At 58.6% G+C, this 25,340-nt stretch carries 26 protein-coding genes and 4 tRNA genes; 11 read left to right on the top strand and 19 right to left on the bottom strand.

Going from position 1 to position 25,340, the window contains the following annotated elements:
- Window positions 1-298: 298 nt before the first annotated feature.
- From flgE to PVZ78_RS09640, 6 genes are all read right to left on the bottom strand, one after another.
- Window positions 299-1,624 (bottom strand): flagellar hook protein FlgE, encoded by a 1,326-nt coding sequence (gene flgE, locus PVZ78_RS09665; protein WP_041989058.1) that lies wholly within the window; start codon window positions 1,622-1,624, stop codon window positions 299-301.
- A gap of 30 nt (window positions 1,625-1,654) precedes the next feature.
- Window positions 1,655-2,383 carry a flagellar hook assembly protein FlgD gene (gene flgD, locus PVZ78_RS09660; RefSeq protein WP_053280463.1) on the bottom strand — a complete coding sequence of 243 codons (729 nt, stop codon included), beginning with the start codon at window positions 2,381-2,383 and terminating at the stop codon, window positions 1,655-1,657.
- 15 nt (window positions 2,384-2,398) lie between these two features.
- The gene (gene flgC, locus PVZ78_RS09655) at window positions 2,399-2,842 is read right to left on the bottom strand and encodes a flagellar basal body rod protein FlgC (RefSeq protein ID WP_007921629.1); all 444 of its coding nucleotides are present in this window, start codon (window positions 2,840-2,842) and stop codon (window positions 2,399-2,401) included.
- A gap of 3 nt (window positions 2,843-2,845) precedes the next feature.
- Window positions 2,846-3,253, bottom strand: a complete 408-nt coding sequence (gene flgB, locus PVZ78_RS09650) for a flagellar basal body rod protein FlgB (RefSeq protein WP_273828608.1) — start codon at window positions 3,251-3,253, stop codon at window positions 2,846-2,848.
- A 242-nt stretch (window positions 3,254-3,495) separates the two neighbouring features.
- Window positions 3,496-4,323 (bottom strand): protein-glutamate O-methyltransferase CheR, encoded by an 828-nt coding sequence (cheR, locus tag PVZ78_RS09645; RefSeq protein ID WP_009050303.1) that lies wholly within the window; start codon window positions 4,321-4,323, stop codon window positions 3,496-3,498.
- Window positions 4,324-4,367: 44 nt separating this feature from the next.
- Entirely contained in the window at window positions 4,368-5,300 is a 933-nt protein-coding gene (locus PVZ78_RS09640) for a chemotaxis protein CheV (RefSeq protein ID WP_007921626.1), read from the bottom strand.
- Window positions 5,301-5,374: 74 nt separating this feature from the next.
- Between PVZ78_RS09640 and flgA the strand changes: the two genes are divergently transcribed.
- The 4 genes from flgA to PVZ78_RS09620 all read left to right on the top strand — a co-directional run bounded on the left by flgA (window position 5,375) and on the right by PVZ78_RS09620 (window position 7,967).
- Window positions 5,375-6,136: a flagellar basal body P-ring formation chaperone FlgA gene (flgA, locus tag PVZ78_RS09635; RefSeq protein ID WP_124340630.1), complete on the top strand. Its 762-nt coding sequence runs from the start codon at window positions 5,375-5,377 to the stop codon at window positions 6,134-6,136.
- A 150-nt stretch (window positions 6,137-6,286) separates the two neighbouring features.
- On the top strand, window positions 6,287-6,607 hold the full coding sequence (gene flgM, locus PVZ78_RS09630) for a flagellar biosynthesis anti-sigma factor FlgM (RefSeq protein ID WP_009045139.1): 321 nt from the start codon (window positions 6,287-6,289) through the stop codon (window positions 6,605-6,607).
- Between the two features lie 50 nt (window positions 6,608-6,657).
- Window positions 6,658-7,125, top strand: a complete 468-nt coding sequence (locus tag PVZ78_RS09625; protein WP_009050305.1) for a flagella synthesis protein FlgN — start codon at window positions 6,658-6,660, stop codon at window positions 7,123-7,125.
- 95 nt (window positions 7,126-7,220) lie between these two features.
- On the top strand, window positions 7,221-7,967 hold the full coding sequence (locus PVZ78_RS09620) for a flagellar brake protein (protein ID WP_009050306.1): 747 nt from the start codon (window positions 7,221-7,223) through the stop codon (window positions 7,965-7,967).
- Window positions 7,968-8,027: 60 nt separating this feature from the next.
- Here PVZ78_RS09620 and PVZ78_RS09615 read toward each other — a convergent pair whose 3' ends face one another.
- The 4 genes from PVZ78_RS09615 to PVZ78_RS09600 all read right to left on the bottom strand — a co-directional run bounded on the left by PVZ78_RS09615 (window position 8,028) and on the right by PVZ78_RS09600 (window position 13,280).
- Window positions 8,028-9,407, bottom strand: a complete 1,380-nt coding sequence (locus PVZ78_RS09615; protein WP_009050307.1) for an MFS transporter — start codon at window positions 9,405-9,407, stop codon at window positions 8,028-8,030.
- Between the two features lie 70 nt (window positions 9,408-9,477).
- Window positions 9,478-10,719 carry a glutamine synthetase family protein gene (locus PVZ78_RS09610; protein WP_172833391.1) on the bottom strand — a complete coding sequence of 414 codons (1,242 nt, stop codon included), beginning with the start codon at window positions 10,717-10,719 and terminating at the stop codon, window positions 9,478-9,480.
- Window positions 10,720-10,986: 267 nt separating this feature from the next.
- Window positions 10,987-11,679, bottom strand: coding sequence for a sensor histidine kinase (locus PVZ78_RS09605; protein WP_009050309.1), 693 nt, complete (start codon window positions 11,677-11,679; stop codon window positions 10,987-10,989).
- Window positions 11,676-13,280: a tetratricopeptide repeat-containing response regulator gene (locus PVZ78_RS09600; protein ID WP_009050310.1), complete on the bottom strand. Its 1,605-nt coding sequence runs from the start codon at window positions 13,278-13,280 to the stop codon at window positions 11,676-11,678. Before PVZ78_RS09600 ends, PVZ78_RS09605 begins: the two co-directional genes overlap by 4 nt.
- A gap of 388 nt (window positions 13,281-13,668) precedes the next feature.
- Between PVZ78_RS09600 and PVZ78_RS09595 the strand changes: the two genes are divergently transcribed.
- The 4 genes from PVZ78_RS09595 to PVZ78_RS09580 all read left to right on the top strand — a co-directional run bounded on the left by PVZ78_RS09595 (window position 13,669) and on the right by PVZ78_RS09580 (window position 17,760).
- Window positions 13,669-14,601, top strand: a complete 933-nt coding sequence (locus PVZ78_RS09595; RefSeq protein ID WP_101283193.1) for a phytanoyl-CoA dioxygenase family protein — start codon at window positions 13,669-13,671, stop codon at window positions 14,599-14,601.
- Window positions 14,602-14,678: 77 nt separating this feature from the next.
- Complete coding sequence (locus PVZ78_RS09590) at window positions 14,679-16,247, top strand: glycosyltransferase family 61 protein (protein ID WP_038636808.1); 1,569 nt, start codon at window positions 14,679-14,681, stop codon at window positions 16,245-16,247.
- Window positions 16,244-16,642: a sugar 3,4-ketoisomerase gene (locus tag PVZ78_RS09585; RefSeq protein ID WP_009045148.1), complete on the top strand. Its 399-nt coding sequence runs from the start codon at window positions 16,244-16,246 to the stop codon at window positions 16,640-16,642. Before PVZ78_RS09590 ends, PVZ78_RS09585 begins: the two co-directional genes overlap by 4 nt.
- Complete coding sequence (locus PVZ78_RS09580) at window positions 16,639-17,760, top strand: DegT/DnrJ/EryC1/StrS family aminotransferase (protein WP_273828607.1); 1,122 nt, start codon at window positions 16,639-16,641, stop codon at window positions 17,758-17,760. The genes PVZ78_RS09585 and PVZ78_RS09580 overlap by 4 nt, the downstream gene beginning before the upstream one ends.
- A 19-nt stretch (window positions 17,761-17,779) precedes the next feature.
- On the opposite strand, the gene PVZ78_RS09575 is transcribed toward PVZ78_RS09580, so the two are convergent.
- Both PVZ78_RS09575 and PVZ78_RS09570 read right to left on the bottom strand, forming a co-directional pair.
- Window positions 17,780-18,958, bottom strand: a complete 1,179-nt coding sequence (locus PVZ78_RS09575) for an ankyrin repeat domain-containing protein (RefSeq protein ID WP_273828606.1) — start codon at window positions 18,956-18,958, stop codon at window positions 17,780-17,782.
- Window positions 18,959-19,055: 97 nt separating this feature from the next.
- Window positions 19,056-19,132, bottom strand: a tRNA-Arg gene (locus tag PVZ78_RS09570).
- A 297-nt stretch (window positions 19,133-19,429) separates the two neighbouring features.
- On the opposite strand from PVZ78_RS09570, the gene PVZ78_RS09565 reads away from it, so the two are divergent.
- The gene (locus PVZ78_RS09565; RefSeq protein WP_198919251.1) at window positions 19,430-19,672 is read left to right on the top strand and encodes a hypothetical protein; all 243 of its coding nucleotides are present in this window, start codon (window positions 19,430-19,432) and stop codon (window positions 19,670-19,672) included.
- A 25-nt stretch (window positions 19,673-19,697) separates the two neighbouring features.
- The gene (locus tag PVZ78_RS09560; RefSeq protein WP_038576734.1) at window positions 19,698-19,877 is read left to right on the top strand and encodes a PA3371 family protein; all 180 of its coding nucleotides are present in this window, start codon (window positions 19,698-19,700) and stop codon (window positions 19,875-19,877) included.
- On the opposite strand, the gene phnN is transcribed toward PVZ78_RS09560, so the two are convergent.
- Window positions 19,852-20,436 carry a phosphonate metabolism protein/1,5-bisphosphokinase (PRPP-forming) PhnN gene (gene phnN / locus PVZ78_RS09555; RefSeq protein ID WP_124300241.1) on the bottom strand — a complete coding sequence of 195 codons (585 nt, stop codon included), beginning with the start codon at window positions 20,434-20,436 and terminating at the stop codon, window positions 19,852-19,854. The two genes, PVZ78_RS09560 and phnN, sit on opposite strands and share 26 nt — an antisense overlap.
- A 381-nt stretch (window positions 20,437-20,817) precedes the next feature.
- On the opposite strand from phnN, the gene PVZ78_RS09550 reads away from it, so the two are divergent.
- A complete protein-coding gene (locus PVZ78_RS09550) occupies window positions 20,818-21,144 on the top strand; it encodes an Arc family DNA-binding protein (RefSeq protein WP_003178899.1) in 327 nt (108 codons plus the stop codon).
- Between the two features lie 144 nt (window positions 21,145-21,288).
- Here the strand turns inward: PVZ78_RS09550 and mgtE are convergent, their stop codons facing one another.
- The 6 genes from mgtE to PVZ78_RS09520 form a co-directional block, all read right to left on the bottom strand.
- Window positions 21,289-22,731, bottom strand: coding sequence for a magnesium transporter (mgtE, locus tag PVZ78_RS09545; protein WP_007921578.1), 1,443 nt, complete (start codon window positions 22,729-22,731; stop codon window positions 21,289-21,291).
- 475 nt (window positions 22,732-23,206) lie between these two features.
- Window positions 23,207-23,283, bottom strand: a tRNA-Arg gene (locus tag PVZ78_RS09540).
- Between the two features lie 72 nt (window positions 23,284-23,355).
- Window positions 23,356-23,432: transfer RNA gene (locus PVZ78_RS09535), tRNA-Arg, on the bottom strand.
- Between the two features lie 107 nt (window positions 23,433-23,539).
- Window positions 23,540-23,630: transfer RNA gene (locus PVZ78_RS09530), tRNA-Ser, on the bottom strand.
- Between the two features lie 62 nt (window positions 23,631-23,692).
- Window positions 23,693-23,881 carry a carbon storage regulator CsrA gene (gene csrA, locus PVZ78_RS09525; RefSeq protein ID WP_002554426.1) on the bottom strand — a complete coding sequence of 63 codons (189 nt, stop codon included), beginning with the start codon at window positions 23,879-23,881 and terminating at the stop codon, window positions 23,693-23,695.
- Between the two features lie 185 nt (window positions 23,882-24,066).
- On the bottom strand, window positions 24,067-25,308 hold the full coding sequence (locus tag PVZ78_RS09520; RefSeq protein WP_007921569.1) for an aspartate kinase: 1,242 nt from the start codon (window positions 25,306-25,308) through the stop codon (window positions 24,067-24,069).
- Window positions 25,309-25,340 lie beyond the last annotated feature (32 nt).

The raw sequence follows: 25,340 nt of genomic DNA, 5'->3' as shown, positions 1-25,340 counted from the left end.
GGGAAAGCCACAGCACCACCGAATCCAAAGGACGGCACTTCGAGGACCAAGCCCTCCCACAACCTGTTGCAGACGACTTGCCAGAAGCCCCCAACGTCAGCTTCGCGGGAATGAACCAGCCGAATACAGCCCTGTGAGCCAGGCAGCCGTGGCAGGACCGATCCACCTCCTCTGCCATATCCCTCATCGCGAGCAAGCTTCGCTCCTACGGAAGCCGGTCGTGGTCGATGAAGCTTGCGGGCACAAAAAAGCCCCTGCGATGAGGGGCTTTTTTTCAAGCGCTGTCAGCCAGCCATTATCAGGTCATCTGAATAATGGTCTGCATGATGGTGCTCTGGGTGGAGATGGTCTTGGCGTTCGCCTGGTAGTTGCTCTGGGCCTTGATCAGGTCCACCAGCTCGTTGGTCAGGTTGACGTTCGACTCTTCCAGGGAGTTGGACACGATCGAACCCAGGGTGCCGGTCTGAGGAGCATCGTAGCCCGGTACGCCCGAAGCGTAGGTTTCTCTCCAGCTGGTGCCGCCTACCGGCTGCAGGCCTTGTTCGTTGGTGAAGCTGGCCAGGGAGATCTGGCCGATGGCCTTGTTCTGGCTGTTGCTAAAGTTGGCGAACAGGGTACCGGTGCCGTCGATGGTCAGGTTAGTGATCTGGCCAGTGGCGTAGCCGTCCTGCACCGGCAGCGAACGCGCGGTATCGGCGTTGAACTGAGTGGTGCTGGTCATGGAGATGGTCACGCCACCGGGATTGGCGCTGGCACCGTTGGCCTTCCACGTACCGTTGGTCACAGTGCCAGGCACCCAGCCCGCCAGGGTCAGGTTGTTGCCCGGATTAGGCGTAGTGGCAGGCGGCGTGATGACCGAAACCAGTTTGCCGGCGGAGTCGAAATTCATGGTCGATGCGACTGGAGCGGTAGCACCGGTGGTGGTCGGAGCGGAGCCATCGAGGTTACGACCATCGACCAGGGTATAGGTCTTCCAGGTGTTGGCACCGGTTTTCACCATGTACTGGTCCAGCTTGTGCTCGTTGCCCTGGCTGTCATAGATCGGTGTGCTGAACTGCTTGGTGTAGGTTTCCACCTTGGTCGGATCAAAGGCAAAACCTGTCACGCTCTGGTCGATGACCGGCGCGGTGGAGTTCAGGTTGATGGTCGAGGACACCGAGCTGGTGGCCTTCGGCGACAGGTTCGAGGTGTCGATGCGCAGGTCGGTCAGCACGCCGTTGACGATCTTGCCATTGGCATCGACCGCATAACCTTGCAGGCGGGCAGTGCCATCGGTGTTGGTGATGTAGCCGTCCTTGTCGGTCTTGAAGGTACCGGCGCGGGTGTAGGTCAGCGAGCCGTTATCGCTCAGCACGAAGAAACCCGAACCCTGGATACCCATGTCCAGTACGTTGCCGGTGTTGTTCACGTCGCCCTGGCCGAACTGCTGGGAAACGTTGGCCAGGCGCACGCCATTGCCTATGGTCTTGCTGCCGGTGCCCAGCTTGGTGGCCGAGTAGACGTCGGCGAATTCGGCACGGGACGATTTGAAGCCGGTGGTCGCCACGTTGGCGATGTTGTTGCCGGTCACGTCCAGTTGCTTGTTGGCAGCATAGAGACCGCTAAGGCCAATATTAAAAGACATATTCCACTCCTTGTGCCGCGTTAGTCGGCTCTAGATACCAATGGTTTGAACTTTGGAGAGCGCCACGGGGCTGCTCAGTCCTGCGAGGTTCAACATCAGCTCACCGCCGGTCTGGCTGATGGTGACGCTGTTGACCGTCGCAGGCAGGTAAGTGACCAGGTCGGTCGCCTTGCCATCGATCTTTGTGCTGGCCTTGAAGGTGTAGTTGCCCGGATCGGCCTTGGTACCGTCGGTCTTGGTGCCGTCCCAGACGAAGCTGGTGCTGCCGGCCTTCTGACTCCCCAGGTCGATGGTCTTGACCGCCTTGCCATCCTTGTCGGTGATGGTCACGGTGACACCGCTGACGCCGGTAGGCACAGTCACCGAACCGGTCATGCTCTTGGTGGTGTCGACCTGGGTGGTACCGGTCTGGACGATCACCGAACGCCCCACCAGGGACGAAGCCTGCAGGGCCTGGGACGACTTGTAGTTGCCAGTGATGGAGTTCACCGAGGTATTGAGGGTGGTGATCCCTTCCAGGGTGGAGAACTGCGCCAACTGGGCAACGAACGCACTGTTGTCCTGAGGGTCCAGCGGGTTCTGGTTTTTCAGCTGGGTCACCAGCAGCTTCAGGAACGCGTCCTTGCCCAGCTCATTTTTGCCCTTGACGCTATTGGTGGCCGCCGCCAGGCCATCATTGCTGGTGGTCGGGGTCTTCTTCGCGGAGTTCGCAAGGATCTCCTTGAGCGTCAGGCCACTGGTGGTATCGGTAACACTCATCGGAGTCGCCCCTTATCACTGACCGAGGGTCAGGACCTTCTGCATCATGGTTTTGGCGGTGTTCATCATTTCTGCGTTGGTCTGGAACGAGCGGCTGGCGGAAATCATGTCGGCCATTTCTTCCACCACGTTGACGTTGGGGTAGTAGACATACCCCTTGGCGTCGGCGGCCGGATGGTTAGGCTCGTAACGCGCCTCGAGGTTGCTCTGGTCCTCGACCACACCCAGCACCTGAACGCCCTGACCGGCCGCGTCCTGGTTCTGGAACAGCGACTCGCTGCCACCGCTTTGCGCACCCTGGAACATGGTGGCGAACACCGGGTGGCGCGCACGGTAGGTCTGATCGATGCTCGAAGAGACCGTCTCGGCGTTGGCGATGTTACTGGCGACGGTGTTCAAGCGAGTGGTCTGGGCACTCATGCCGCTACCGGCAATATTGAAAACACTGGCGAGGGACATGGATTACTCTCCGCGCAGGGCTGACACCAGCCCTTTGAATTTGCTGTTGAGCAACGTGAAGCTGGCCTGGAAGTTCACCGAGTTCTCGGCGTAGTTCGACTGTTCCAATTGGGCATCCACGGTGTTCTGGTCGATCGACGGCTGCATCGGCGTGCGATACAGCAACGACTCGTTGCCGCTGCTCAGGCCTTCGGCTTCGATGTGCCGGCTGTTGGTCATGTTCAGGGCAAAGGTGCCGTTCTTGGCTTTCTCGTTCTGCTCGGCGAGCACGGCGGAGAAGTCCAGATCCCGAGCCTTGTAGTTCGGGGTGTCGGCGTTGGCGATGTTGTTGGCCAGCACCTCGGCACGCTTGGCGCGAAAGCCAAGAGCCTGTTCATGAATGCCGAGCGCTTTATCGAAGCTGATGCTCATGTCGGGAAACCTTCGACCAGATTTTTCGTAAGCTGGACATAGCAAGCCGCGTGCCAAGTGCTCGAACCCCGTAAATCAAGGCTTTGCGGGCAGCGGCAAAGCGGCAATGCCAGAAAAGCGGCAAGGCATTTCCGCGAAACGTCAGCAAAGCGGCAATGCAACGGTTGCCGCCCTGCGCCACAGAAGGAATCGCAGGCACAAAAAAAGAGGCCCGAAGGCCTCTCTTTTCAACAGCGACAATCCTACTTCGCCTGGTAAATGATCCCAGGGCTGCACTGGACCATCTGATAGTGGTCGGGCAATCCATTGAGCGCTTCGGACGCCCCGAGAAACAGGTAACCACCCGGTTTCAGGGTGCTGTGAATGCGCATCAGGATGTCCTTCTTCACCTCGGCGGAGAAGTAGATCAGCACATTGCGGCAGAACACGACGTCGAACTTGCCCAGGCTGGCATAGCTGTCCAGCAGGTTGAACGAGCGGAACTCGACCCGGCTCTTGATCGGCGCCTTGACCACCCAGCGCCCCGGCCCCTTGGGGTCGAAATAGCGCTGCAGGCGGTCGGCCGACAAACCGCGACCGATCGCCAGGCTGTCGTACTCGCCGGTCTTGCAGTTGTTCAACATGGTCCCGGACAGGTCAGTGGCAACGATCTGCACCCCCATCTTCAGTTGCCCCATGTTGGCCTTCTCGAACTCGTCGATCGACATGGACAACGAATAGGGCTCCTGGCCCGAGGAACAGGCCGCTGACCAGATGCGCAAGCGCTGGTTGGGACTGGCCTTGATCGCCTCCGGCAGGACCTTGTTCTTCAACACCTCGAATGGATAGGTATCGCGAAACCACAGGGTCTCGTTGGTGGTCATGGCGTCGACCACCATCTCTCGCAAACCGCTGCGCGGCTGGCTCTGGATGCGCTGAACCAGCTCCCCGAGGGATTTGATGCCTTGCTGTTCCATCAGCTTGTTGAGACGGCTCGACACCAGATATTGCTTGTTCTCGCCCAGCAAGATCCCACAGGCTTTTTCCAGGAACACCCGGAACTGTTCGAAATCCAAATTACCCGTAGACAATGATGCCGCCTCTTAAATCGTATGACCGCCGGGGATGGATATCCCTAGCTGTTATCTGCTGCTTTGATCCGGTCGACAACCCGGGATGCCAGGTCATCAGGACGAAACTTGGCAAGGAAGTCATCGGCACCGACCTTCTTTACCATCGCCTGATTGAATACACCTGACAACGAAGTATGCAGGATGATGTGCAGCTTTTGCATGCGTGGATCGTTGCGTATTTCGGCCGTGAGGGTGTAGCCGTCCATCTCCGGCATCTCGATGTCGGAGATCATCATCAGAAACTCTTCTTCAGGTTTCTTGCCCTCGTCGACCAGCTTGCGCAGGTAATCCAGCGCCTGTCGGCCGTCGTTCAGGGCCACCACTTCGACCCCCACGGTCTGCAGGCAACGCGTGACCTGCTTGCGCGCCACCGACGAGTCATCGACCGTCAGCACCCGCAGCGAAACCGCCTTGTGCTGAGTCTCGACATCCACCACGCCCACCGAAATGGTCTCGGGTGTCGGCGCGACCTCGGCCAGCACCTTCTCGACGTCGATGATTTCCACCAACTGATTGTCGACCCGCGTCACCGCCGTCAGGTAGTGATCGCGCCCCGTCCCCTTGGGTGGCGGATGGATCTCTTCCCAGTTCATGTTGACGATGCGCTCGACCGACCGCACCAGAAACCCCTGGGTCTTGGTGTTGTACTCAGTGATGATGACAAAGGGGTTGCTCAGATCCTGCAACCCGCCTGAACCGGTGGCCATCGCCAGGTCCAGGATCGGAATGGTCGCCCCTCGAATATTCGCGACACCGCACACCACAGGACTGGATTTGGGCATCAACGTCAGTTTGGGGCATTGCAGTACCTCCCGAACCTTGAACACGTTGATCCCATAGAGTTGCTGCCCATCGAGACGGAACAACAGCAGCTCAAGGCGATTCTGCCCTACCAGTTGTGTGCGCTGGTTCACCGAATCCATTACACCAGCCATGCCCAGACTCCCCAAAGCTTAAGTTCCGACGCGCGCTCATCGCTAAACGGCACGGCGCTTGCTTTTTAACTGTTATGAACGCCAAAACGACATTTTCCCGACGCCTGACATCAAACTACCGCAGATTGCTGTACGGGCTGTCGGCTTTGTTTTTTTTAAACCCTGGCCATCCTGCCGTTGCTGACTCGGTAACCCTGCCTGATCTACTTATCGGCGTCACTCAGGGGTTTCTTGAATTCACCGTAGAAGACTATTTAGCCACCAGTCAAACCCCGGGGCGCTACGAGATCCAGGTCAATCAGCTCGACCCGCGGCTGCGCATGCCGCACTGCGACAAGGAATTGACAGCGACCCTGGAAAGCCCGGCGCAACCGCTGGGACGCGTGACCGTTCGTGTGCGTTGCGACGGCGCCTCGCCCTGGACCGTATTCGTGCCCGCCCAGGTCAAGCTGTTCCGCGAAGTGGTGACCACCACCCGGCCACTCAAGCGCGCCGGCATCATCGGCCCCGAAGACGTGATGCTGCGCGAGCGCGATATCGGCCAGATCAATCAGGGTTATCTGACCTCGGTGGACCAGGCCATCGGGCAGAAGCTTGTCCGACCAATGGTCGCCGACCAGCTCGTCACCCTGGTTCACCTGGAACAGGCGGAAGTGGTGCGCAAGGGCGATCAGGTGGTGATCTCCGCCCGCAGCGGCACGCTGAACGTGAAAATGCCGGGTGAAGCCTTGTCCAATGGCGGCATGAGCGAGCAGATACGGGTCAAGAACCTCAATTCACAACGGGTCATCAAAGCGCGGATCACCGCGCCGGGACAGGTGGAAGTCGCGATGTAGACGACTGGCGCTGCGCACTCTTGCCCCCTAAACTGTGGCCCATGCAGGGCAATAGCGGCGCGTGCGGGCTTATCGATATTTGAAGCCTAAAGTTTTCCGGGGTATTGCCGAAAACAAGTCAAGCGTCCAAATACCCAGAGGTTTTTTACCATGGTCATCGATTTCAGCCGTTTAAACAGCTCTCCTTCACTCACCGGTAGCACGCGCACCAGCGCCAGCAAGGAAACCGGCGACGCCGACAAATCCGCGCCGCTGAACGCTCCGGCCGAACAGGCCAGCACCAGCGGGGAGTCGGTACACCTCAGCAATGAGGCTCAACAGTTGCAGAAGATCACTGACAAGCTGCGCGACCAGCCTGCCGTCGACAACGCCCGCGTGGCCGAGTTGAAGCAAGCGATTGCCGATGGCAGCTATAAAGTCGACAGCAACCGTGTAGCCAGCAAACTGCTCAATTTCGAAGCCCAGCGCTAGCCAATAAGGCCTGCGCCAGTTTTTTGGACGCTTAAAACCCAAGGCCATACATGCACGACACTAATTTGCTGCAACTGATCACTGACGACTTTGCTCCAGCTCAACAATTGCTGGAATTGCTGCGCACCGAATCCCTCGCCCTGCACGGTCGCGACATGCCGCTGCTGGAAGAGATTCTTGCGCAGAAGCAAGCCCTGATCATTTTGCTCGAGCAGCATGGCCGCAAACGCAGCGAAATCCTTGCCAGCCTGAATCTTCCCGCCAGCCGTGCCGGCCTGGAACAACTGGCCAGCCATTCTTCGGTTGGCGAGCAGTTGTTGACCCAGAGCGATGTGCTGACCCAGATGCTTGCCGATTGCCAGGCGGCGAACGAACTCAACGGTCGCTCGATCCAGGTTCAACAGGCCACCACCGCCAATCAATTGAAGATCCTCACCGGTGGCGAGCCTCCAGCCCTCTATGATGCCCGCGGCTCAACCGCCAAGCTGGCCAAGCCTCGCCCGCTTAGCCAGGCCTGACCCCAGAGATGAGCGCGCCCTATCAAGTCGTGGAGCATGCTGGCAAAATGCCGGCTCTTGCGTGTAGTCGTATTTTGTCTGGAGATTGATGAACCGTGTTCAATGCCGTAAACGCAGAAGATGCGCCGCAGCCACCCAAGGTGCTCACCACCCCTTTGGAAATCAACTCCACGCTGCGCTTGCTGCAAGACAGCCATGACCCGCTGATCATCACTTTCCACGAACGCAGCCAGCGCTTTCAAAGCTATCTGGTCGAGGTCGATCGTGACAGCAATATGATGGCCCTGGACGAAATGATCCCCCGCGATGGCGAACGCTTCATGCTCGCCGGCGAACCCTTTCGCGTCGAAGGCTTTCACGAAGGCGTGCGCATCGCCTGGGAAAGCAACGGCATCCCGACCATCGACGAATCCAATGGCGGACGCTGCTACCGCGGCACCCTGCCGGACGAGGTGGTCTATCACCAGCGCCGCAATGCCTTTCGCGCAGCCCTGAAGCTGGCGCAACTGGTCAACATCGAGCTGGGTGGCGAAAAACTCAAGGCGCCGATCGCCGGCAAACTGCTGGATATCTCCGCCACCGGCTGCAAGCTGCGCTTCGACGGTGACATCTCCAGCCGCCTGCAACTGGGCCAGGTCTACGAGCGTTTTATCGCCGCCCTGCCCTTCGGCAGCATGACCGCGCCGGTGGAACTGCGTTATCTGCACTACGAAGAGAAGATCGACACGACTTTCGCCGGCGTGCGCTTCCACAACATGAGCGGCCTGGTTCAACGCCAGGTCGAGCGCTTTGTCTATCAGTTGCAACGCGAAGCCCGGCGCTTCGACAAAGACGACCTCTGAGTTTCGCAGGTCGATAAAAAAACGGGCAGCCCCTTGCGGTGACTGCCCGTTTTTTTGTTTCTAGGGCCTGGCCCCACTGAACTGGTCCGGCCCCGGCTCTTCCGGTTTCACCACTGGATCCTCAACCTCATCCATGGCTTCTTCGCTCGCGACCGGGGGCTCGGCTTCCGGCGTGCTGCTCTGCTGCATCTGATCCTGCACCACCTGCTCGTCGACCCGCGGATCGAGCGCGGCCACCAATGGCGAACTGGACATACTGTCCGGCATCGCCACGTGATGCAGCGGCGCATCATCGACCTGATGCAGGTTGGTCACGGCTTTCGGCCGGATGCGCCAGACCAGTACCAGGGCAAAAAAACTGAAGAACGCATAAAGCATCTGACTGCCGAACAACTTCATCAGCACCCCTGCCACCAATGGCCCGACACTGGCCCCGACGCCATAGGTCACCAGCAACATCGCGGTCAACGAGACCCGCCGATCGCCTTCGACATGGTCGTTGGAAAACGCCACCGCCAACGGGTACAGGCAGAACTGCACCAGCGAACAGAGGAACCCCAGGGCGAACAGCACCTCCAGCGGCACCTGGGGCAGGATCGCCAACGGCAAGGCCACGACCGCCAGGAAGCAGGCAAAGCAGCGAATCAGCAGGGCCCGGTCATAACGGTCGGACAGCCACCCCAGCGGCCACTGCACCACCAGCCCGGCAAAAATGCAGCTGCCCATGAACAGGCCGACCTGCTCGGTACTCAAGCCCTGCTGGGAGGCATACAACGGCGCCAGACCATAGAACGAACCGACAATCAGCCCCGACCCGAGCACCGTGCTCAGCGACTGCGGAACGCGCTTGATAAAGAAGCGCGGTTCCATGGGCGCCGGATGCAAAGGCGCCGGGTGAATGCGTCGGGTCATGGCCACCGGCACCAGGCACAGGGCAAAACACAGGGCCACCAGCATCAGCAATTCAAGCCCGAGGGCCGGGTGCATGACCAGAATCAACTGCCCCAAAACCAACCCCAGATACGAGGCGATCATGTAGCCGCTGAACACCAGCCCGCGTTGCTTGGCGTCGGCCTGCTCGTTGAGCCAGCTTTCGATGACCATGTACTGGCACATCATGCCCAGGCCGACGATCATCCGCAGCACCAGCCAGGCCGGCAACCAGTCCACCAGGCCGTGCCCCAGCACCGCCGCGCCGACGATCCCGGCACAGGTGGCGTAGGCCCGGATATGGCCGACCCGGGCAATCAGGCGGTGGCCGATTTTGCCACCCAGCACCAGGCCGAAGTAGTTGGCCGCCATCAAGGCCCCCACCCATAACCCGTCGACATGATCGGCGGCCAGGCGCAACGCCAGGTAGGTACTGAGTAGGCCCGAGCCGATCAACATCATCAGCGAGGCGAAATAAAGCGCTCGAAAGGATTTCCAGATTTGGCGCATCGGCGTTCCGAGCGGCTCCTTGAATTGAGTGCCGGGCCATCCGAACGATGGCCCGACTGCGACGGTTCGGTTAAGCCTGGGCCGCCAAGACGCGCCGCTCCCAGGGAGTTATTTCATCAAAGAAACTGGTCAACTCCATGGTCTTCGAAGCGACATAACCTTCGACGAACTCATTGCCGAACAATTCCTTGGCCAACTGGCTACGTTTCAGACGCTCGAGAGCGGCATGCAAGGTACAAGGCAAAGATAAACTGTCCGGCACGGCAAACTCACCCTGAATCGCCGGCGTCGGCTCCAGCTCGTTTTCGATGCCGTGCAAACCGGCCGCCAGGCTCGCGGCGATCGCCAGATACGGATTGGCATCGGCGCCCGGCAAACGGTTCTCGACCCGCCGCGCCACCGGCGAGCTGGCCGGAATACGCAGACCCGCCGCCCGATTGTCATGGGACCAGCAGGCATTGTTCGGCGAGGCGTAAGGATGACACAGGCGCTGGTAGGAGTTGACGTTCGGTGCGAACAGCGCAGTGAAATCCGCCATGCCCGCCTGCAGCCCGCCAATGAAGTGGCGGAACATCGCGGTCGGCTCTCCGGCCTCGTCGCTGAACACGTTACGCCCGCTGGCCGACTCGACCAGGCTCTGGTGAATATGCATCGAACTGCCCGGCGTATGCGCCAGTGGCTTGGCCATGCACACCACGGTCAGGCCATGCTTGAGCGCCACTTCCTTGAGCAGGTGCTTGAACAGGAAGGTCTGGTCGGCCAGCAACAGCGGATCGCCGTGCAGCAGGTTGATCTCGAACTGGCTGACGCCCATTTCATGCATGAAGGTATCGCGCGGCAGGCCCAAGGCCGCCATGCAGGCGTAGACCTCACTGAAGAACGGCCGCAAGCCGTTGTTGGAGCTGACACTGAACGCCGAATGCCCGTCTTCGCGACGACCGTCCAGGCCAATAGGTGGCTGGAAAGGCTGGGTCGGATCGGTATTGGGCGCAAACACGAAGAATTCCAGCTCGGTCGCCACCACTGGCGCCAGGCCGCGAGCGGCGTACCGCGCGATGACCTCCTTGAGCTGGCCGCGGGTGGAAAGGCGCGAGCTTTCGCCGCTCAACTCGTCCGCGTCGCAAATCGCCAGCGCACGCGGCTGCGAGCTCCAGGGCAGGCGATGAATCTGTTGCGGGTCGGCATTGAGCGCCAGGTCGCCGTCGTCACTGCCGTAGAAACGCGCGGGTGGATACCCACCCATGATGCATTGCAGCAGCACCCCGCGGGCCATCTGCAAACGCCGCCCTTCGAGGAAACCCTCGGCAGTCATCACCTTGCCCCGTGGCACGCCGTTCAGATCCGGAGTGACACATTCAATCTCGTCAATGCCCGTCAATCGCTGTGCGAGTGAACTGCGGCCATCGGTTGTCATGACTCAATCCTTGTTGTTGTACGAGCCGAGAACGGCGACCCGTACAAAATAGGCTCCGGCTGTTCGGAATATCAAGCAGCCTCGAACAAAAAGCCCTCGGGATCGGACACACCACCGAAATGCGGCGAAGCCCCTACAAGCTCGGCAACCGCTTCAAGGCCGGTTTCAAGGCAGATAGAGACTGAACACACCACCACCCAGAGGCCCGCCATTACGGATCTCGGTACGCCCGCAGACACCATTGCGCTGATGCAGCGCGGCAATGCGCCCGGCGAAGTACAGCCCCAGGCCGGTGCTGCCGCTGCTGTGATTGATACCTTGCACGTAGTCGGCCTGGTTATCGATCATCTGCTGCGGATAACCCTCGCCATCGTCATTGATGGTCAGCACCGTCTGCCCGCCTTCATCGTGCACGCTGACCAGCAGCGCATGGCGCGCATAACGAATGGCGTTGTTGATGCAGTTGGCCAGCACCGAGGCGATCAGTTCCCGATCGAAAAAACCCAGGGGGGTCAAAGGATCGACTTCATAGGTCGCGGCAATGCCGCGACTGGCGAACACATCCTGATGGCTGACCAACTGCGCTTCGATGAAGTCATCCAGTTCGTGGTAGCCCGGCTGCACCGGCAACTGGTTGACTCCCAGCTTGTAGAGCCCCAGCAGTTGCACCAGCATGCCGTTGAGGTGGGCGAATTCGAACTCCATCACGCCCTGTTCCGGCGTGCCCTGCTGCGCCTGCGGCAATCTTGCCAGCCACTGGGCATGGGCCTGCATGAGCAGGGTCAGGGAATTCTTCATGTCGTGCACGGTAGAGGCGATCACCGTGGAAAAGTCGAGAGCCTGTTCGTGGGTATTCATTCGCCAAACGCCTTGCTTCGCAGCTTCTGATAACGCGGATAACGCGCGTCGGTATCGGGCATCAGGCCGACCATCTTCAGGCAGGTCCGGCACTCTTCCAGCAGCGCCGTATCCTGGGTGATGTCGGTGCCGTGCAATAACGACTGCGCCATGTTCAGGGCAATACTGATGTTCTTCGGTTGCATGGCCAAGGCCCGGCGGAACAGGTCCCGGGCCTCGCCCAGGGCGCCGGCCTTGTAACTGCGCACACCCTGGCGGTTCATGTCCGCCGCGGCGTTGGCGGAATTGAGGATCGCCGGGTCATCGGTGAGCTTGGCGATGCCTTCCATCACCTTCGGGTCGTCGCCGTAGATTTCCGCACAGTTTTTCAGCATCGACGCGCCGGCATCGGCCTGTCCCAGCATCTGCAGTTGCTTGGCCACCAGCAGCGCCGCTTCCGGGCTCATGAACTGTTCCATCCCGTCCAGGCGCAACATCGCCTGCTCGGTGAGCTTTTCCGCCGTCTCAGCATCGTTGAGCAACAGGCTGGTGGCCTTCATCAAGCGGGCGCGAATCTGCAACCCCGGATCGCTGGGGTTTTCCTTGGCCACCGCACTCAGGGTGCTGTTGATTTCCAGGCGCGTGCGGGTATCCAGCCCCCTTTCACTGCCCTTGCTGATCAGCGCATGCGCCAGGCCAAGGTTGCTTTCCGGGTCCTTGAAACGCGATTGCGCACCTTGCGATACCGCCTGGCGATAGGCCCTGGAGGCGGTCTCGAAGTCTTCGTTGGTCATCGCCAGCTTGCCCAGCAGCGCTTGCCGGCGCACGGCCAGAGGCGACAGGCGCACGGCCTCCTCCAGCACACTCTGGGCACGCTTGGAGTCTCCTTCGGCAAGCAGCACTTCGGCCATGCCATCGTAGAGCGCCGGCATCATCGGAAAGGCTTTCAAGGCCTTTTCGTAGATGGCCTTGGCCTGGGTCACCTGGCCACGCTTGAACAGCAGACGCCCCAGGCCGACATAGGCCCATGGCAACGGGCGATCCGCCAGAATGCTCTCGTACAGCCGCTCCAATGCTTCGTTCTGGTTCATATCACGCAGGGCATCGGCCCGGTAGCGCAGGCACAGCGGCGAATAGCGCGGATCCTGCTTGCACAGGGCGATGCAGGCATTGAGCACTTCGAGCGGCTTGCCGCGATCGAGCGCCTGCAGGATCGGTTTGAGCAACGACTTGCGCTGCTGCAGCCGCTCCAGCCGCTGAGCCAGGCTGGAGCGGTTGAAAGGCTTGGTCAGATAGGCATCCGGCTCGTGCTCGAGGGCGCTGAGCACCATCGATTGGCTGGTCTCGGCGGTGACCATCAGGAATACGCTTTCATGACTGATCAGCTTGTCGGTCATCAGGTCTTCGAGCACCTGCTGGCCGTTCTTCTTGCCGTCGCCCAGGTGGTAATCCTGCAGGATGAAGTCATAGCGCTTTTGCGCACACATGCGCAGCGCCTGCTCGCCTGTATCGGCAGTGTCCACGTCCTTGACGCCCAGCTCACGCAGCATGGACCGGACAGAACTGCGGAAATCCGAGAAATCATCGACGATCAAAAAGCTTTTTTGGTGGTACGCCAGCATCGAAGATTCCAGACCCGTAAAAAAGATGAAGCCCGCGGCAACAGCAGGACACGCTCAAGGTCGTCACCTTTGTTGCACCCGGACAACGATAATGGCCACAGGCCATCAATGCATTCTACATCAACCCGCAAAAGCGCCCGTCTGCTCTCGCCGGGCACTCGGTCCATGGCCCCGCCATTTGACCTGCAACAACATCCATGATGGTTATCGGCCGATTCTGGCGTTCCCTTATAGATAGTTGCCAAAAGCCTTCGATATCCTTGCTCGCGCCGCCCGCCAGCCCCGGTTGCGGCAAATTCCATCGGGAATATCAGCCGGGCGGCATCAACTTCAGGCCAGCCACGCCGATACCTTGCAGACAGACAGCAACAGTCAAAACGAGCGCAACATGCAAACCTGTATCCAAAACCTCATCGACCAGGGCGCCCACATCTTTGGCGAGATCCTGGACGCTGACCGCACGCAGGCGCTGTACCGCGAGATGGTCGCCGCACGGGCCTTCGGGGCCGGGCTGTTCATGGACGAGGCTGAATACCTGGCCCAGGAAAACCACCTCAACGCCAACCCGAACAAGACCTTCAACTTCCTCAATGCCTTCGAGCCGCAGTTGCAGTTCATCGAGCAGGATCCGCGCCTCAGCGCGGTGCTCGATGAAGTGCTCGGCGCCGACTATGAAGTGGTGATCAAGAAAGCGGTGTGCGGCGTACCGGACTCATGGCTACCGGACTGGGTGCGGGAAAAGATCCGCGATGTGAATGTGGCGAATCTGGGGCCGTACATCAAAAGGCCCTTTCGCGACATCACCTACTTCCGCGGGATCGACTTTCATCAGGACATCATCGACTGGCCCCAGGGCCGGGTGGAACTCGACCCTTCGACCTTCCTGACCCTCTATGTGTACCTGCACGAAGTCACCGAAAACGACTCACCGCTGCACCTGATGCCCGGTACTCACCGTTTTGGCGCCACGTTGTTCCCTCATCAGTTGGAACATCAGGAACACGACCAATGGACCTACGCCGACGATCAGGGGCAGCAGATGGCCTGCCAGGATTACCGGCTGACGGGCGGACCGGGTTACGTCGGGCTCTGGCACAACTGCACCTTGCACGGTACGCGGCCGGTGGCCAATGAATCGGAACAGTTCCGCCTGTCGCTGCGCTACCTGCTGGGCAAGTCCCGGAGTAACACCGGCAAGACCGCGATTGATACCATCAACGCCGCAATCCAGGGCGAGCTGCAACCGATAAGGACCCGACGCGACCTGAACGCCAAGGGTATCGCCCAGATCAAGGGCAACATCATCAATAACAATGGCTAGCGTCACCGCCTTTACCGAGCGGGCGAACCGCTCGGGTGACGATCTACCACCGGCTGCACCAGCAAGACGAGGTCAATGTGTCGACAGGGTTTGGACAAAAAGCGCGGGTGCTGATATTCGGTACCGGCGCCGGCGGGGTCAACTTCTACAAGTACAACCGCCGCCGCTACCGGGTGATCGGCTTCGTCGATAACAACCAGCAGAAGCAGGGCCAGCGCCTGTTCGGCAAACTGATCCACGCGCCTCAGCAATTGAGTTCGCTGGCTTTCGACAAGATCATCATCGCCAGCGATTACTACCGCGAGATCCATCCGCAGCTCACTGAGAAGCTGGCCATCAATGAGCAAAAGGTCGAAGTGTTCCATGGCGCGCAGATCAACTCGCAGCTCCCATGGTTCCAGCGTATTGGCAAACACCTCGAGCAACTGGGTTATGAACGGCTATGCAAAAAACCGGGGCTGATCAGCGACCTGCTGTATCGACTGTTTTTTCGACGCCAGGATACCCGGCGCCTGGCCTTGCGCTGGCTGGATGAAAGCGACGAGCACAAGGTCCATGTCTTTCGCCCGAGCCAACCGGGCACCAGCCAGCCGCCACGATTCATCCATCAATCGACACCGGCGATCACCCTGGAATTACCCGAGATAGCTCTCTACCACTTCCGCCAGGGGCAAGTCTGTTCAGTGTCCCGCTCGGTGATACTGCCGGACGGGCAATTGGTGCTGGAGCGAGTGCCCACGGCGAAATCCCTGCAGGCCGACTATAGTGCTGCGCACCTGCTCTACCATGGGCAGCGCCTGGCCCTGGTCAGGAGCGGCAAGCCTGTGGAGCTGGAAAAAGGCCTGCTGATCAGCGGCTGCAACGAGCAGAACTATTACCACTGGACGGTAGAAGTGTTGTCGCAACTGCAATTCGTGGCCGAACTGCCGCCGCACTATGCGGACTATCCACTGCTGATCTCCAAGAGCAGCCAGAACATTCCCTCGATCAAGGCCCTGATCGAGGCAATCGGTGTTGACCGCCCGCTGGTGCTCCTGGAAAACATCACCAGTTACCAGGTGGCCGACCTGCTGCTGATCAGTGCCCCGAACAATATGATCCCGAACTTCAAAGGCGCGGCACAGAACAGTGCCAGCAGCGGCTTCGTCCGCCCGGAGTCGATCCATTTCCTGCGGGAAAAGGCGCTGCATCTGGCCCATGACATTCCCATCAGTGAACTCCCCAAACGAGTATTCCTGGCCCGCAAAGGCTTTCTTCGGCACTACAACCAGGCCGAGATCCTCAAGCTGCTGGAACCCTATGGGTTTACCTGCGTGTACATGGAAGAACAGGACATCAACCATCAGGTGGCGATCATGGCCAATGCCGAAGTCATAGTCGGCCCCACCGGGGCGGCCTGGACCAATCTGATTTTCGCCTCGAAAAACGCTCGCGCCCTGTGCTGGATGGCCGAGGAATACGCAGAGCTGTCGTGCTTTTCCAACCTGGCGGCGGTCGTCGGCGTCGAAATGGACTACATCGCTTACCGGGTAGGCTCGACCGACTCCAGGGAACTGTATTACCGAAATTATCGGGTCGACGCCAAGAGCGTTGAAAACTGGCTGCAACAGCATTTGTCGAAACGGCTCGAAGGGGAGACGCGATGAAGATTCACATTCTGCCGCTGCAGACCCACGGCGATGACCGTGGCTCGCTGATCGCCCTGGAAGAAGGGAAAAACATCCCCTTCCCAGTCAAGCGGGTGTACTACATGTTCAATACCGGTGAAGGGGTTCGCCGCGGCTACCATGCCCATAAGACCCTCAAGCAGGTGGCAATCGCCGTACGCGGCTCGTGCCGTTTTCTGCTGGACGACGGCCGGGAAAAGATCGACATCACCCTGGACAATCCTTGCCAGGGCCTGCTGATCGAATCCTTTATCTGGCGTGAGATGTATGACTTCTCTCCAGACTGTGTACTGATGGTTCTGGCCGATCAACTCTACGAAGAAGGCGACTATGTCCGAGATTATGCCCAGTTCATGGACATGGTCGGGCAATGACTCACATGATGAATATCCCGTTTCTGGATTTGAAAGGCATCAATCACGAATATGCCGATCAGCTCAAAGCCGCCTGCAGCCGCGTGATCGACTCCGGCTGGTACCTGATGGGGCGAGAGCTTGAGCAATTCGAGGCCGCCTTCGCCGAATACTGTGGCAGCCGCCATGCCATCGGCGTCGCCAATGGCCTGGATGCCCTGACCCTGATCCTGCGTGCCTGGAAAGAGCAAGGCAAGCTTCAGGCCGGCGATGAAGTGATAGTGCAGAGCAATACCTTTATCGCCACTATCTCGGCCATTCTGGCAAACGATCTGGCGCCGATCCTGGTGGATGTCGACCCTGCCACCCACAACCTGGAGATCGAGGCCGTCGAACGGGCCATCTCGGACAAAACCCGAGTGATACTGCCGGTGCATCTTTATGGCCAGCTGTCGCCGATGCCACAGATCATGGCGCTGGCCCACAAACATGGCCTGCTGGTGCTTGAAGATGCCGCCCAGGCCCATGGCGCTGAACTGGCCGGGCGCAAGGCCGGCAACTGGGGCGATGCCGCGGCATTCAGCTTCTACCCCGGGAAGAACCTCGGAGCCCTGGGCGACGGCGGTGCCATCACCACCAACGACGCCGAGCTGGCAGCCCTGGTCCGGGCGCTGGGCAACTACGGCTCACGCATCAAGTACCAGCACGATTATCAAGGGGTGAACAGCCGCCTCGATGAAATCCAGGCCGCGATGCTGGGGGTGAAGCTGGCACACCTGGACAGCGATACTGCCCGTCGACGCAGCGTCGCCCGCTACTACAGCGAACACATCCGGCACCCGGGCATCACCCTGCCCTCGGTCACGACAGCAAGCGCCCATGTCTGGCACCTGTATGTCATTACCTGCCCATGGCGCGATCAACTGAAGGCGTATCTGGCCGAACGTAGCATCCAATGCCTGGTTCACTATCCGCTGGCGATTACCGAGCAGCGGGCCTACAGCGATCTGGCCAGGACCTCCAAGGTGTCCCGGCCCCCGCTGCATGACTCGATCCTGTCATTGCCGATCTATCCGACATTGAGCCAGGAACAACAGCAATACATTGTCACTGCCATCAACCAGTTCACAGCCCGCTGATGCGCCTGTTGCGAGGTGTCTAGATAGCGCCTCGCAACTGAGCGAACTGCTCGTTCGTCACATAGTCGGCGAGTGCCCGACCGGAATGATCGACAGCCTCAAGCCTAGCGCCCCTGCGCAGCAATAACGGAAAGGTTCTACGACAACGCCCGGCCAGGTAGGCGTCCTTGGCATACATCAAGGGCGTCGTGCCTTTGTTGTTGCTCCGCTCCGGGTCGGCCCCTTGCTGCAACAGCCAGTCAACCACCTCATAGGCGCCCACATAACTGGCGATGATCAGCGGCGTCCAGCCTTGCGGGTTGGCATCGTTGTAACCGGCAATATTGGCCTGCAGCGCCATTACCGCCTCCAGATCGCCCTGTTCACAAGCCTTGAGCATCTCCGGCAATCGATCAAAATTCAGCCGGACGTCGTAATCGATGGTGCAGAGCTCGACATAATCCTCGGTTGCGTTGATCAGGGTCCCGGCCTTGAATTGTGAACGCCCAGGCAGAATCGTCGCCGAGACCACCGGCTTTCCTTCCCAGCGCAAGAACTGATATTCACGAAAGGCGAACGCCCTGATCTGATTGCGTAGTGCCCAGGCCGTCGACAGCGGATCGATTCTCAACGCCCCATAATCGATGGCGTCCTTTGAGAAGTAGCTGGACCCCACCGCACTCTGTGGCTGTGCTCCGAGGTCCCCATCGACCAACGTGGCAAACCACTGCTCCAACAACTGGCCGGCATGCTGATTAAAGGCGAAATACAGATCGCGACAGGTCCACCAGGACAGGATCGGGAATACCTGTTGCGCGACGATGTCCCCGGTGTCGATACCCCGGTCGATGAAATGCAGGGTCACACCCGCTTCTGCCCTGGACTCCAGCAACGGCCAGACCGAGGTAAACATTCCCTTGTATTCCGGCAGCTTCGAGAAATGAATGTTGAACACGCGACTGATGGAGAAGCGCTCAGGCACGACGATCCGGTCGAACTCCAGGGAAATGAACGCAACGGATGCTAGTTCGTAAGCCGTCTCCAGGCTGATCTCACGTACGCCATATTTCAGCGCCGCCGCCCGCAACGAACGTTGCCAACCGTCGACACCCGTGTCGTTACGGTTGCAGACCACCGCAATTTCGTCAGGCGAAAATTGTTGCAGAGCCTGTTCCAGGCCAAATACCGAAATATTGTTTTTTCCAGCAATGACAATCATGGATGACTCCACAGCATCGAGAACTGTGTGCACAAACGTAGCCGCTGCTGCGAAATAAGGGAGAGAACCACGTTTGGCCTGAAAGCCCGGAAGTAGATGGTGTCCCAGGGCAGGTTCGAACTGCCAACCTTCCCCTTAGGAGGGGGATGCTCTATCCAATTGAGCTACTGGGACAAATTGACCACCGCGGGTACTGCTGCGGCGCAAAGGACGGCGTGCATGTTAACGGCCAGCCCTGATTTTGTCATGTTGTGAGTAGGGCTTTTTAACCGGTGGCTACCTCTAGCCATCAGGCAACTTGCCAGAGCCGTCGTGCAAATTGCATCACTGCAAAAAGCCATCATTGCAGAATGCAATCTCCTGCCTTCTAAAAACCCTATTAATTCATTGTTTTTAAAGGGTTTATTAGAGGTTAGACTCTTGGCATGAGCGCTGCTTCATCTCTATGAAAGAACAGTGGAGATCAAGCCCATGAACAGCGCCCTTCTTCTATCGAATGCCATTGCCATCGCCGTACTGGTGGTCTTCCACTTTCAGCCTGATGGCAGCGCTGATCAGAGTACCCAGTACAGGGCCCACTACGTGCAACACCAGGCCCCGCAATGGGCTGTGATGAGCAGCACATCGGAGAATCCTGGCATGGCGCAGGTCGCCGATGCCCCAGAAGCCGTTGTTCTACCTGCCAAGCCAAGACCCGAAAGCTGGGTATTTTGAATATGACCCTATCAGGAGCCTATTAATGTCCCGACTTGCCAAAGGCCTTCTCATCCTGGCAGTGCTCAGTGCCACACTGGGTTGCTTCACCGCTGAAAATACCCTGGGTGATGTGCCCTTGATTGCTTGTGGCGTTTTTTCCGGCTTATTCCTGCTGGCGCTGGCATTGGGACGCAAAATCAAGTTCGACCCTGTACTGCGCTGATCCCCTGATCTCTCAAGAGCTTCATAAAACGCTCAAGCGTCACGGACAGCTCGCTCGAGTTGTCCAGAAAAAACACGGACTCTCCCAGCACAGGTCCGTCGTCTGCGGAAAAAAGAGCGCTTCTCTTGAGCCTCGCCTCGATCTGCTCCGCACTTTCGCGACCGCGATTCATCAGTCTTTGCCGCAGCACGTCAATATCCACCGTCAACAGAATCGCCAAAAGCTGCGGATAACGCTGGCGAGCCTGATCCAGGTAAGCCCTGGAGCCATTGATCAGGACATGGCGCCCGCTGGCCAGCCATTCGTCGATCTGCACGGGAATTCCGTAGGCCAGGCCATTGGCCCGCCAGCACAAGGCAAAGGCCCCCTGCCGCTCCAGGCGCTCGAACTCGTCAGCACTTACTCCGTGGGCCTCTTCTCCCACGGATTCCGCGGAACGGGTGATCACCCGCCGCACCACATCGCAGCCGAGCTGCGCCAGAGGCCGGCGCGCAGCCTCGATCAGGCTGTCCTTTCCTGACCCGGAAGGCCCCATCAAATAAATCAGTCTGCCTGGCATTCAAAGACTCCATGGCACTCGTAGCCTAGTAAATCGGCAATTTGCCACTATCCTGTACAAGGTAGGAAACAATGATCGGATCCGCATGCAGGCCCGTCTGGCGACGCACAAGCGCGCCAGCTATCGGACACCAGGACGCGGGCAGATAGGCGGACAGGCAATCTTTTCAAACCAGTCCGCATTTCTGATAATTGGTGCTGGCATAACGCCTTTATCCAGTTCAATATTTGTCACAGAATTGACGCCAAGGATCTGGCTATTTTGAGGCATGATGCGGGCCTCTTAACAATTCAGGTTGAACATTTGGCAGCAACGCTTGTCCTAACTGACATCCCGCGGCCAATTCCGAGAACCGCTCCCCTGAACTAACCGGTTAAATATATGCGCCCATTGAAACAGGCAATTTATTCCAGCCGTACGGCTGACAAGTTCGTCGTACGTCTACCCGACGGGATGCGTGAACGCATTGCCGAGGTGGCACGCAATCATCACCGCAGCATGAACTCCGAAATCATCGCGCGCCTGGAACAGAGTCTTATTCAGGAAGGTGCCTTAGGTGAAGAGTTGAGCATGCGCCTGGACAGCCCAGAGCTCTCCTTGCATGAACGCGAACTGCTTCAACGTTTCCGTCAACTTTCCCATCGCCAGCAGAACGCCCTCGTTTCGCTGATCGCCCATGACGCCGAAATGGCCGCAGACGCCTCCTGATTCGACCTCGAAAGCTAGAGCCAGCCTTGTGCTGGCTTTTTTTTACCCGAAATTTACCGTTCGATCGCTACAAAAGCACAGGAGCCTGGATCGCAAAGGGATGGAGAAAACGATACAGCCCCATTAGAGGGGCTGTATGTGGGATCAAAGCAGGAAGATGGTGGCCAACCCGAGGAAGATAAAGAAGCCGCCACTGTCGGTCATGGCCGTGATCATGACACTGGCCCCCATTGCCGGGTCGCGCCCCAGACGCGCCAGCGTCATCGGAATCAGAACCCCCATCAACGCCGCCAGCAACAGGTTGAGTGTCATGGCCGCCGTCATCACCACACCCAACGACCAGCTGCCATAGAGCAGGTAAGCCACCACGCCGATCACTCCGCCCCAGACCAGGCCGTTGATCAAGGCCACCGCCAGCTCCTTGCGCATCAGTCGCGAAGTATTGCCGGTGCTGACCTGGTCCAGCGCCATGGCGCGAACAATCATGGTGATGGTCTGGTTACCCGAGTTGCCGCCAATACCCGCCACGATCGGCATCAGGGCCGCCAGGGCCACCAGCTTTTCGATGGAGCCTTCAAACAAGCCGATCACTCGCGAAGCGACGAATGCAGTGATCAGGTTGATTGCCAGCCAGGCCCAGCGGTTGCGCAGGGAACGCCAGACCGAGGCAAAAATATCTTCCTCTTCGCGCAGACCGGCCATGTTGAGGACTTCGGTCTCACTCTCCTCACGAATCAGGTCGACCATTTCGTCGATGGTCAGACGGCCGATCAATTTGCCGTTCTTGTCGACCACCGGCGCCGAGATCAAGTCGTAACGCTCGAATGCTTGCGCAGCGTCGTAAGCATCTTCATCCGGATGGAAACTTACCGGGTCGCTGGCCATGACCTCAGAAACCTGTTTCTCCGGGTCATTCACCAGCAACCGCTTGATGGGCAGCACGCCCTTGAGCACACCGTCATAGTCAACGACGAACAGCTTGTCGGTATGGCCAGGCAATTCTTTGAGACGACGCAGATAACGCAGGACCACTTCAAGGCTAACATCCTCACGGATAGTCACCATCTCGAAGTCCATCAACGCACCGACCTGCTCCTCGTCATATGACAAGGCGGAGCGAACGCGCTCACGCTGCTGGCCGTCCAACGCCTCCATCAGCTCATGGACAACGTCTCGCGGCAGCTCGGGAGCCAGGTCAGCAAGTTCGTCGGCGTCCATCTCCTTGGCAGCAGCCAGGAGCTCATGATCGTCCATGTCGGCGATCAGGGTTTCACGTACGGAATCGGATACTTCGAGCAGGATGTCGCCGTCGCGCTCGGCCTTGACCAACTGCCAGACGGTCAGACGCTCGTCGAGCGGCAAGGCTTCAAGGATGTAGGCAACGTCGGCGGAGTGCAGATCATCGAGTTTGCGTTGCAGCTCGACGAGGTTCTGCCGGTGGACCAGGTTCTCGACCCGATCCTGATGATGACCTTCCTGACGATGAGTCAGGTCTTCGACCACCCGCTGGCGCTGCAGCAGCTCAACGACTTGAGCGAGGCGATCCTGCAGGCTGTCTTGTGTTTTCTTTACTTCTACTTCGGTCATAGGCGAACTCCACTCCCAGCAGAGGAGCACGCCGGAAGGATCAATCAGTCAATTCATGATTGTAAAAACGGGATACTGAGTAACTACTGGGTAAGTCCATGGAGGTATTCCACAAGCCCCGGCGGGGCTGACGGGCGCAATCATACACCGCTTGACGGCTTTAAACGTTAAAAAATCATGGCAAGAACAAGCGCTTGCGACGCAAAGCTGAAGAAGCGCTGAATCTATAAAGCTGCGACGCACCATCCGAAAAAGAAAACACACCCCAGACGAAAAAACTGCGCCCGGAACTCTCCCCCGCTATCAATTCACAATTGCCGGGAGCTTTCGAAGGGCCACATCAAAAAAGACAGGCACACGCTGAATACGACGCCAGAATGATCGCGGCGTTCAAAGAGAGGAATCAATAAAGAAGGGAGAAAAGCCAAACGACAGAAAGCAAAAAGCCCGCAATGAATGCGGGCTTCTTGGTATATGGTGCACTCGACAGGATTCGAACCTGTGACCGCTCGGTTCGTAGCCGAGTACTCTATCCAGCTGAGCTACGAGTGCATTTTGTGTTTTTAGACCAGACCACGACTGGTTGGAGCCAAGTTATTCACATCACTGCAAACAACTCTTAAATGGTGCACTCGACAGGATTCGAACCTGTGACCGCTCGGTTCGTAGCCGAGTACTCTATCCAGCTGAGCTACGAGTGCATTTGTTGCCGCGCATTATAGGCCGTTAAATCTTTTTGTAAAGCACTTTTTCTAGTAATTTCAACAACTTACAGAAGAAGCCAGATTACAACGAACTAAGTAAATAATGGCGGAGAACGGGGGATTCGAACCCCCGACACCCTTGTGAGGTGTACTCCCTTAGCAGGGGAGCGCCTTCGGCCACTCGGCCAGCTCTCCGCAACACGGGGCGTATATTAACCAGCTTTCTCCCCGTTTGCAAACAAAAAAAACGATAAAAATTAATGGCTTGGTTCTTCGTCCTTCTCTTTCTTTATCCGCAGGTAAATTTCTTCACGGTGCACCGCTACCTCTTTAGGGGCGTTGACACCGATACGCACTTGATTTCCTTTGACGCCAAGCACGGTCACGGTGATTTCGCCATCACCAATAATCAGGCTTTCTGCGCACCGACGAGTCAGAATCAGCATACCTTTCTCCTCACGCATTTCATTTCAGGGACAACAGTCTGCAAAAAAAAGGGTATCGACCTACAACCAGGACGGCCGTAGCCCTACACGCCTAAGTATTGACTAGCGCGAGCAAAAGAACAGTTTTCTGTCACGCCGATCAAAAAAACGAAGGGCGCGGTAAACCGCGCCCTTCGGGCAACGCATCACTCGCCCTGTCGGGCCGGAGCGTCCAGTTCGAAAGCCGTGTGCAGAGCGCGCACAGCCAGTTCCAGGTACTTCTCCTCAATCACCACGGAAACCTTGATTTCCGAGGTCGAGATCATCTGGATGTTGATGCTTTCCTTGGCCAGCGCTTCGAACATGCGGCTGGCAACGCCCGCGTGGGAGCGCATGCCGACGCCAACGATCGAGACCTTGGCGATCTTGGTGTCGCCTACCACTTCCCGGGCGCCGATTTCACGGGCAGTGTTTTCCAGTACTTGCTGGGCCGCCAGGTAATCGTTGCGGTGCACGGTGAAGGTGAAGTCGGTGGTGTTATCGTGCGAAACGTTCTGCACGATCATGTCGACTTCAATGTTCGCGGCGCTGATCGGGCCGAGAATCTTGAAGGCCACGCCGGGAGTGTCTGGCACGCCACGGATGGTCAGCTTGGCTTCATCGCGGTTAAAAGCGATGCCGGAAATGATCGGCTGTTCCATGGATTCCTCTTCATCAATAGTAATGAGGGTACCCGGACCCTCCTTGAAGCTGTGCAGTACGCGCAGCGGAACGTTGTACTTGCCGGCGAACTCGACCGCGCGGATCTGCAACACCTTGGAGCCCAGGCTGGCCATTTCCAGCATTTCTTCGAAGGTGATCTTGTCCAGGCGCTGGGCCACGGACACCACACGCGGGTCGGTGGTGTAGACGCCGTCGACATCGGTGTAGATCTGGCATTCGTCAGCCTTCAGGGCCGCCGCCAGTGCCACGCCGGTGGTGTCGGAACCGCCACGACCGAGGGTGGTGATGTTGCCGTGCTCGTCGACCCCCTGGAAACCTGCGACCACAACCACGCGGCCGGCCTTCAGGTCACCGCGAATTTTCTGATCGTCGATCTGCAATATGCGCGCTTTATTGTGCGCGCTATCGGTCAGAATCCGCACCTGGTTGCCGGTATACGACACTGCCGGAACGCCGCGCTTGATCAGCGCCATGGCCAGCAGTGCGATCGTCACCTGCTCGCCGGTGGAAACGATCACGTCCAGCTCGCGAGGAACCGGCTGACCGTCGCCGCTGATTTGCTTGGCAAGGTCGATCAGACGGTTGGTTTCGCCGCTCATGGCCGACAGTACAACCACTAGGTCGTCACCGGCTTCGCGGAATTTTTTCACCTTGTCGGCGACCTGCTCGATTCTTTCGACGGAACCGACCGAGGTGCCTCCAAATTTCTGTACGATCAAAGCCATTTCTAAGCCGCCTCAGCCCGTAAAGGGGCGCC

The organism is Pseudomonas sp. SBT1-2, assembly GCF_028640875.1.
Classification (GTDB): domain Bacteria; phylum Pseudomonadota; class Gammaproteobacteria; order Pseudomonadales; family Pseudomonadaceae; genus Aquipseudomonas; species Aquipseudomonas chlororaphis_I.
This window is presented reverse-complemented; position numbering and strand designations above follow the sequence as displayed.

Bases quoted from the DNA above. Each gene is read 5' to 3' on its own strand.
- mgtE (WP_007921578.1), bottom strand. From the start codon at position 22,731: ATGACCGAAGTAGAAGTAAAGAAAACACAAGACAGCCTGCAGGATCGC.
- PVZ78_RS09585 (WP_009045148.1), top strand. From the start codon at position 16,244: ATGAAGATTCACATTCTGCCGCTGCAGACCCACGGCGATGACCGTGGC.
- PVZ78_RS09605 (WP_009050309.1), bottom strand. From the start codon at position 11,679: ATGAATACCCACGAACAGGCTCTCGACTTTTCCACGGTGATCGCCTCT.
- PVZ78_RS09560 (WP_038576734.1), top strand. From the start codon at position 19,698: ATGTCCCGACTTGCCAAAGGCCTTCTCATCCTGGCAGTGCTCAGTGCC.
- flgD (WP_053280463.1), bottom strand. From the start codon at position 2,383: ATGAGTGTTACCGATACCACCAGTGGCCTGACGCTCAAGGAGATCCTT.
- PVZ78_RS09595 (WP_101283193.1), top strand. From the start codon at position 13,669: ATGCAAACCTGTATCCAAAACCTCATCGACCAGGGCGCCCACATCTTT.
- PVZ78_RS09550 (WP_003178899.1), top strand. From the start codon at position 20,818: ATGCGCCCATTGAAACAGGCAATTTATTCCAGCCGTACGGCTGACAAG.
- PVZ78_RS09615 (WP_009050307.1), bottom strand. From the start codon at position 9,407: ATGCGCCAAATCTGGAAATCCTTTCGAGCGCTTTATTTCGCCTCGCTG.
- PVZ78_RS09625 (WP_009050305.1), top strand. From the start codon at position 6,658: ATGCACGACACTAATTTGCTGCAACTGATCACTGACGACTTTGCTCCA.
- flgC (WP_007921629.1), bottom strand. From the start codon at position 2,842: ATGTCCCTCGCCAGTGTTTTCAATATTGCCGGTAGCGGCATGAGTGCC.
- PVZ78_RS09610 (WP_172833391.1), bottom strand. From the start codon at position 10,719: ATGACTGCCGAGGGTTTCCTCGAAGGGCGGCGTTTGCAGATGGCCCGC.
- PVZ78_RS09600 (WP_009050310.1), bottom strand. From the start codon at position 13,280: ATGCTGGCGTACCACCAAAAAAGCTTTTTGATCGTCGATGATTTCTCG.
- flgM (WP_009045139.1), top strand. From the start codon at position 6,287: ATGGTCATCGATTTCAGCCGTTTAAACAGCTCTCCTTCACTCACCGGT.
- PVZ78_RS09640 (WP_007921626.1), bottom strand. From the start codon at position 5,300: ATGGCTGGTGTAATGGATTCGGTGAACCAGCGCACACAACTGGTAGGG.
- PVZ78_RS09520 (WP_007921569.1), bottom strand. From the start codon at position 25,308: ATGGCTTTGATCGTACAGAAATTTGGAGGCACCTCGGTCGGTTCCGTC.
- flgE (WP_041989058.1), bottom strand. From the start codon at position 1,624: ATGTCTTTTAATATTGGCCTTAGCGGTCTCTATGCTGCCAACAAGCAA.
- PVZ78_RS09580 (WP_273828607.1), top strand. From the start codon at position 16,639: ATGACTCACATGATGAATATCCCGTTTCTGGATTTGAAAGGCATCAAT.
- PVZ78_RS09565 (WP_198919251.1), top strand. From the start codon at position 19,430: ATGAACAGCGCCCTTCTTCTATCGAATGCCATTGCCATCGCCGTACTG.
- flgA (WP_124340630.1), top strand. From the start codon at position 5,375: ATGAACGCCAAAACGACATTTTCCCGACGCCTGACATCAAACTACCGC.
- flgB (WP_273828608.1), bottom strand. From the start codon at position 3,253: ATGAGCATCAGCTTCGATAAAGCGCTCGGCATTCATGAACAGGCTCTT.
- PVZ78_RS09575 (WP_273828606.1), bottom strand. From the start codon at position 18,958: ATGATTGTCATTGCTGGAAAAAACAATATTTCGGTATTTGGCCTGGAA.
- csrA (WP_002554426.1), bottom strand. From the start codon at position 23,881: ATGCTGATTCTGACTCGTCGGTGCGCAGAAAGCCTGATTATTGGTGAT.
- phnN (WP_124300241.1), bottom strand. From the start codon at position 20,436: ATGCCAGGCAGACTGATTTATTTGATGGGGCCTTCCGGGTCAGGAAAG.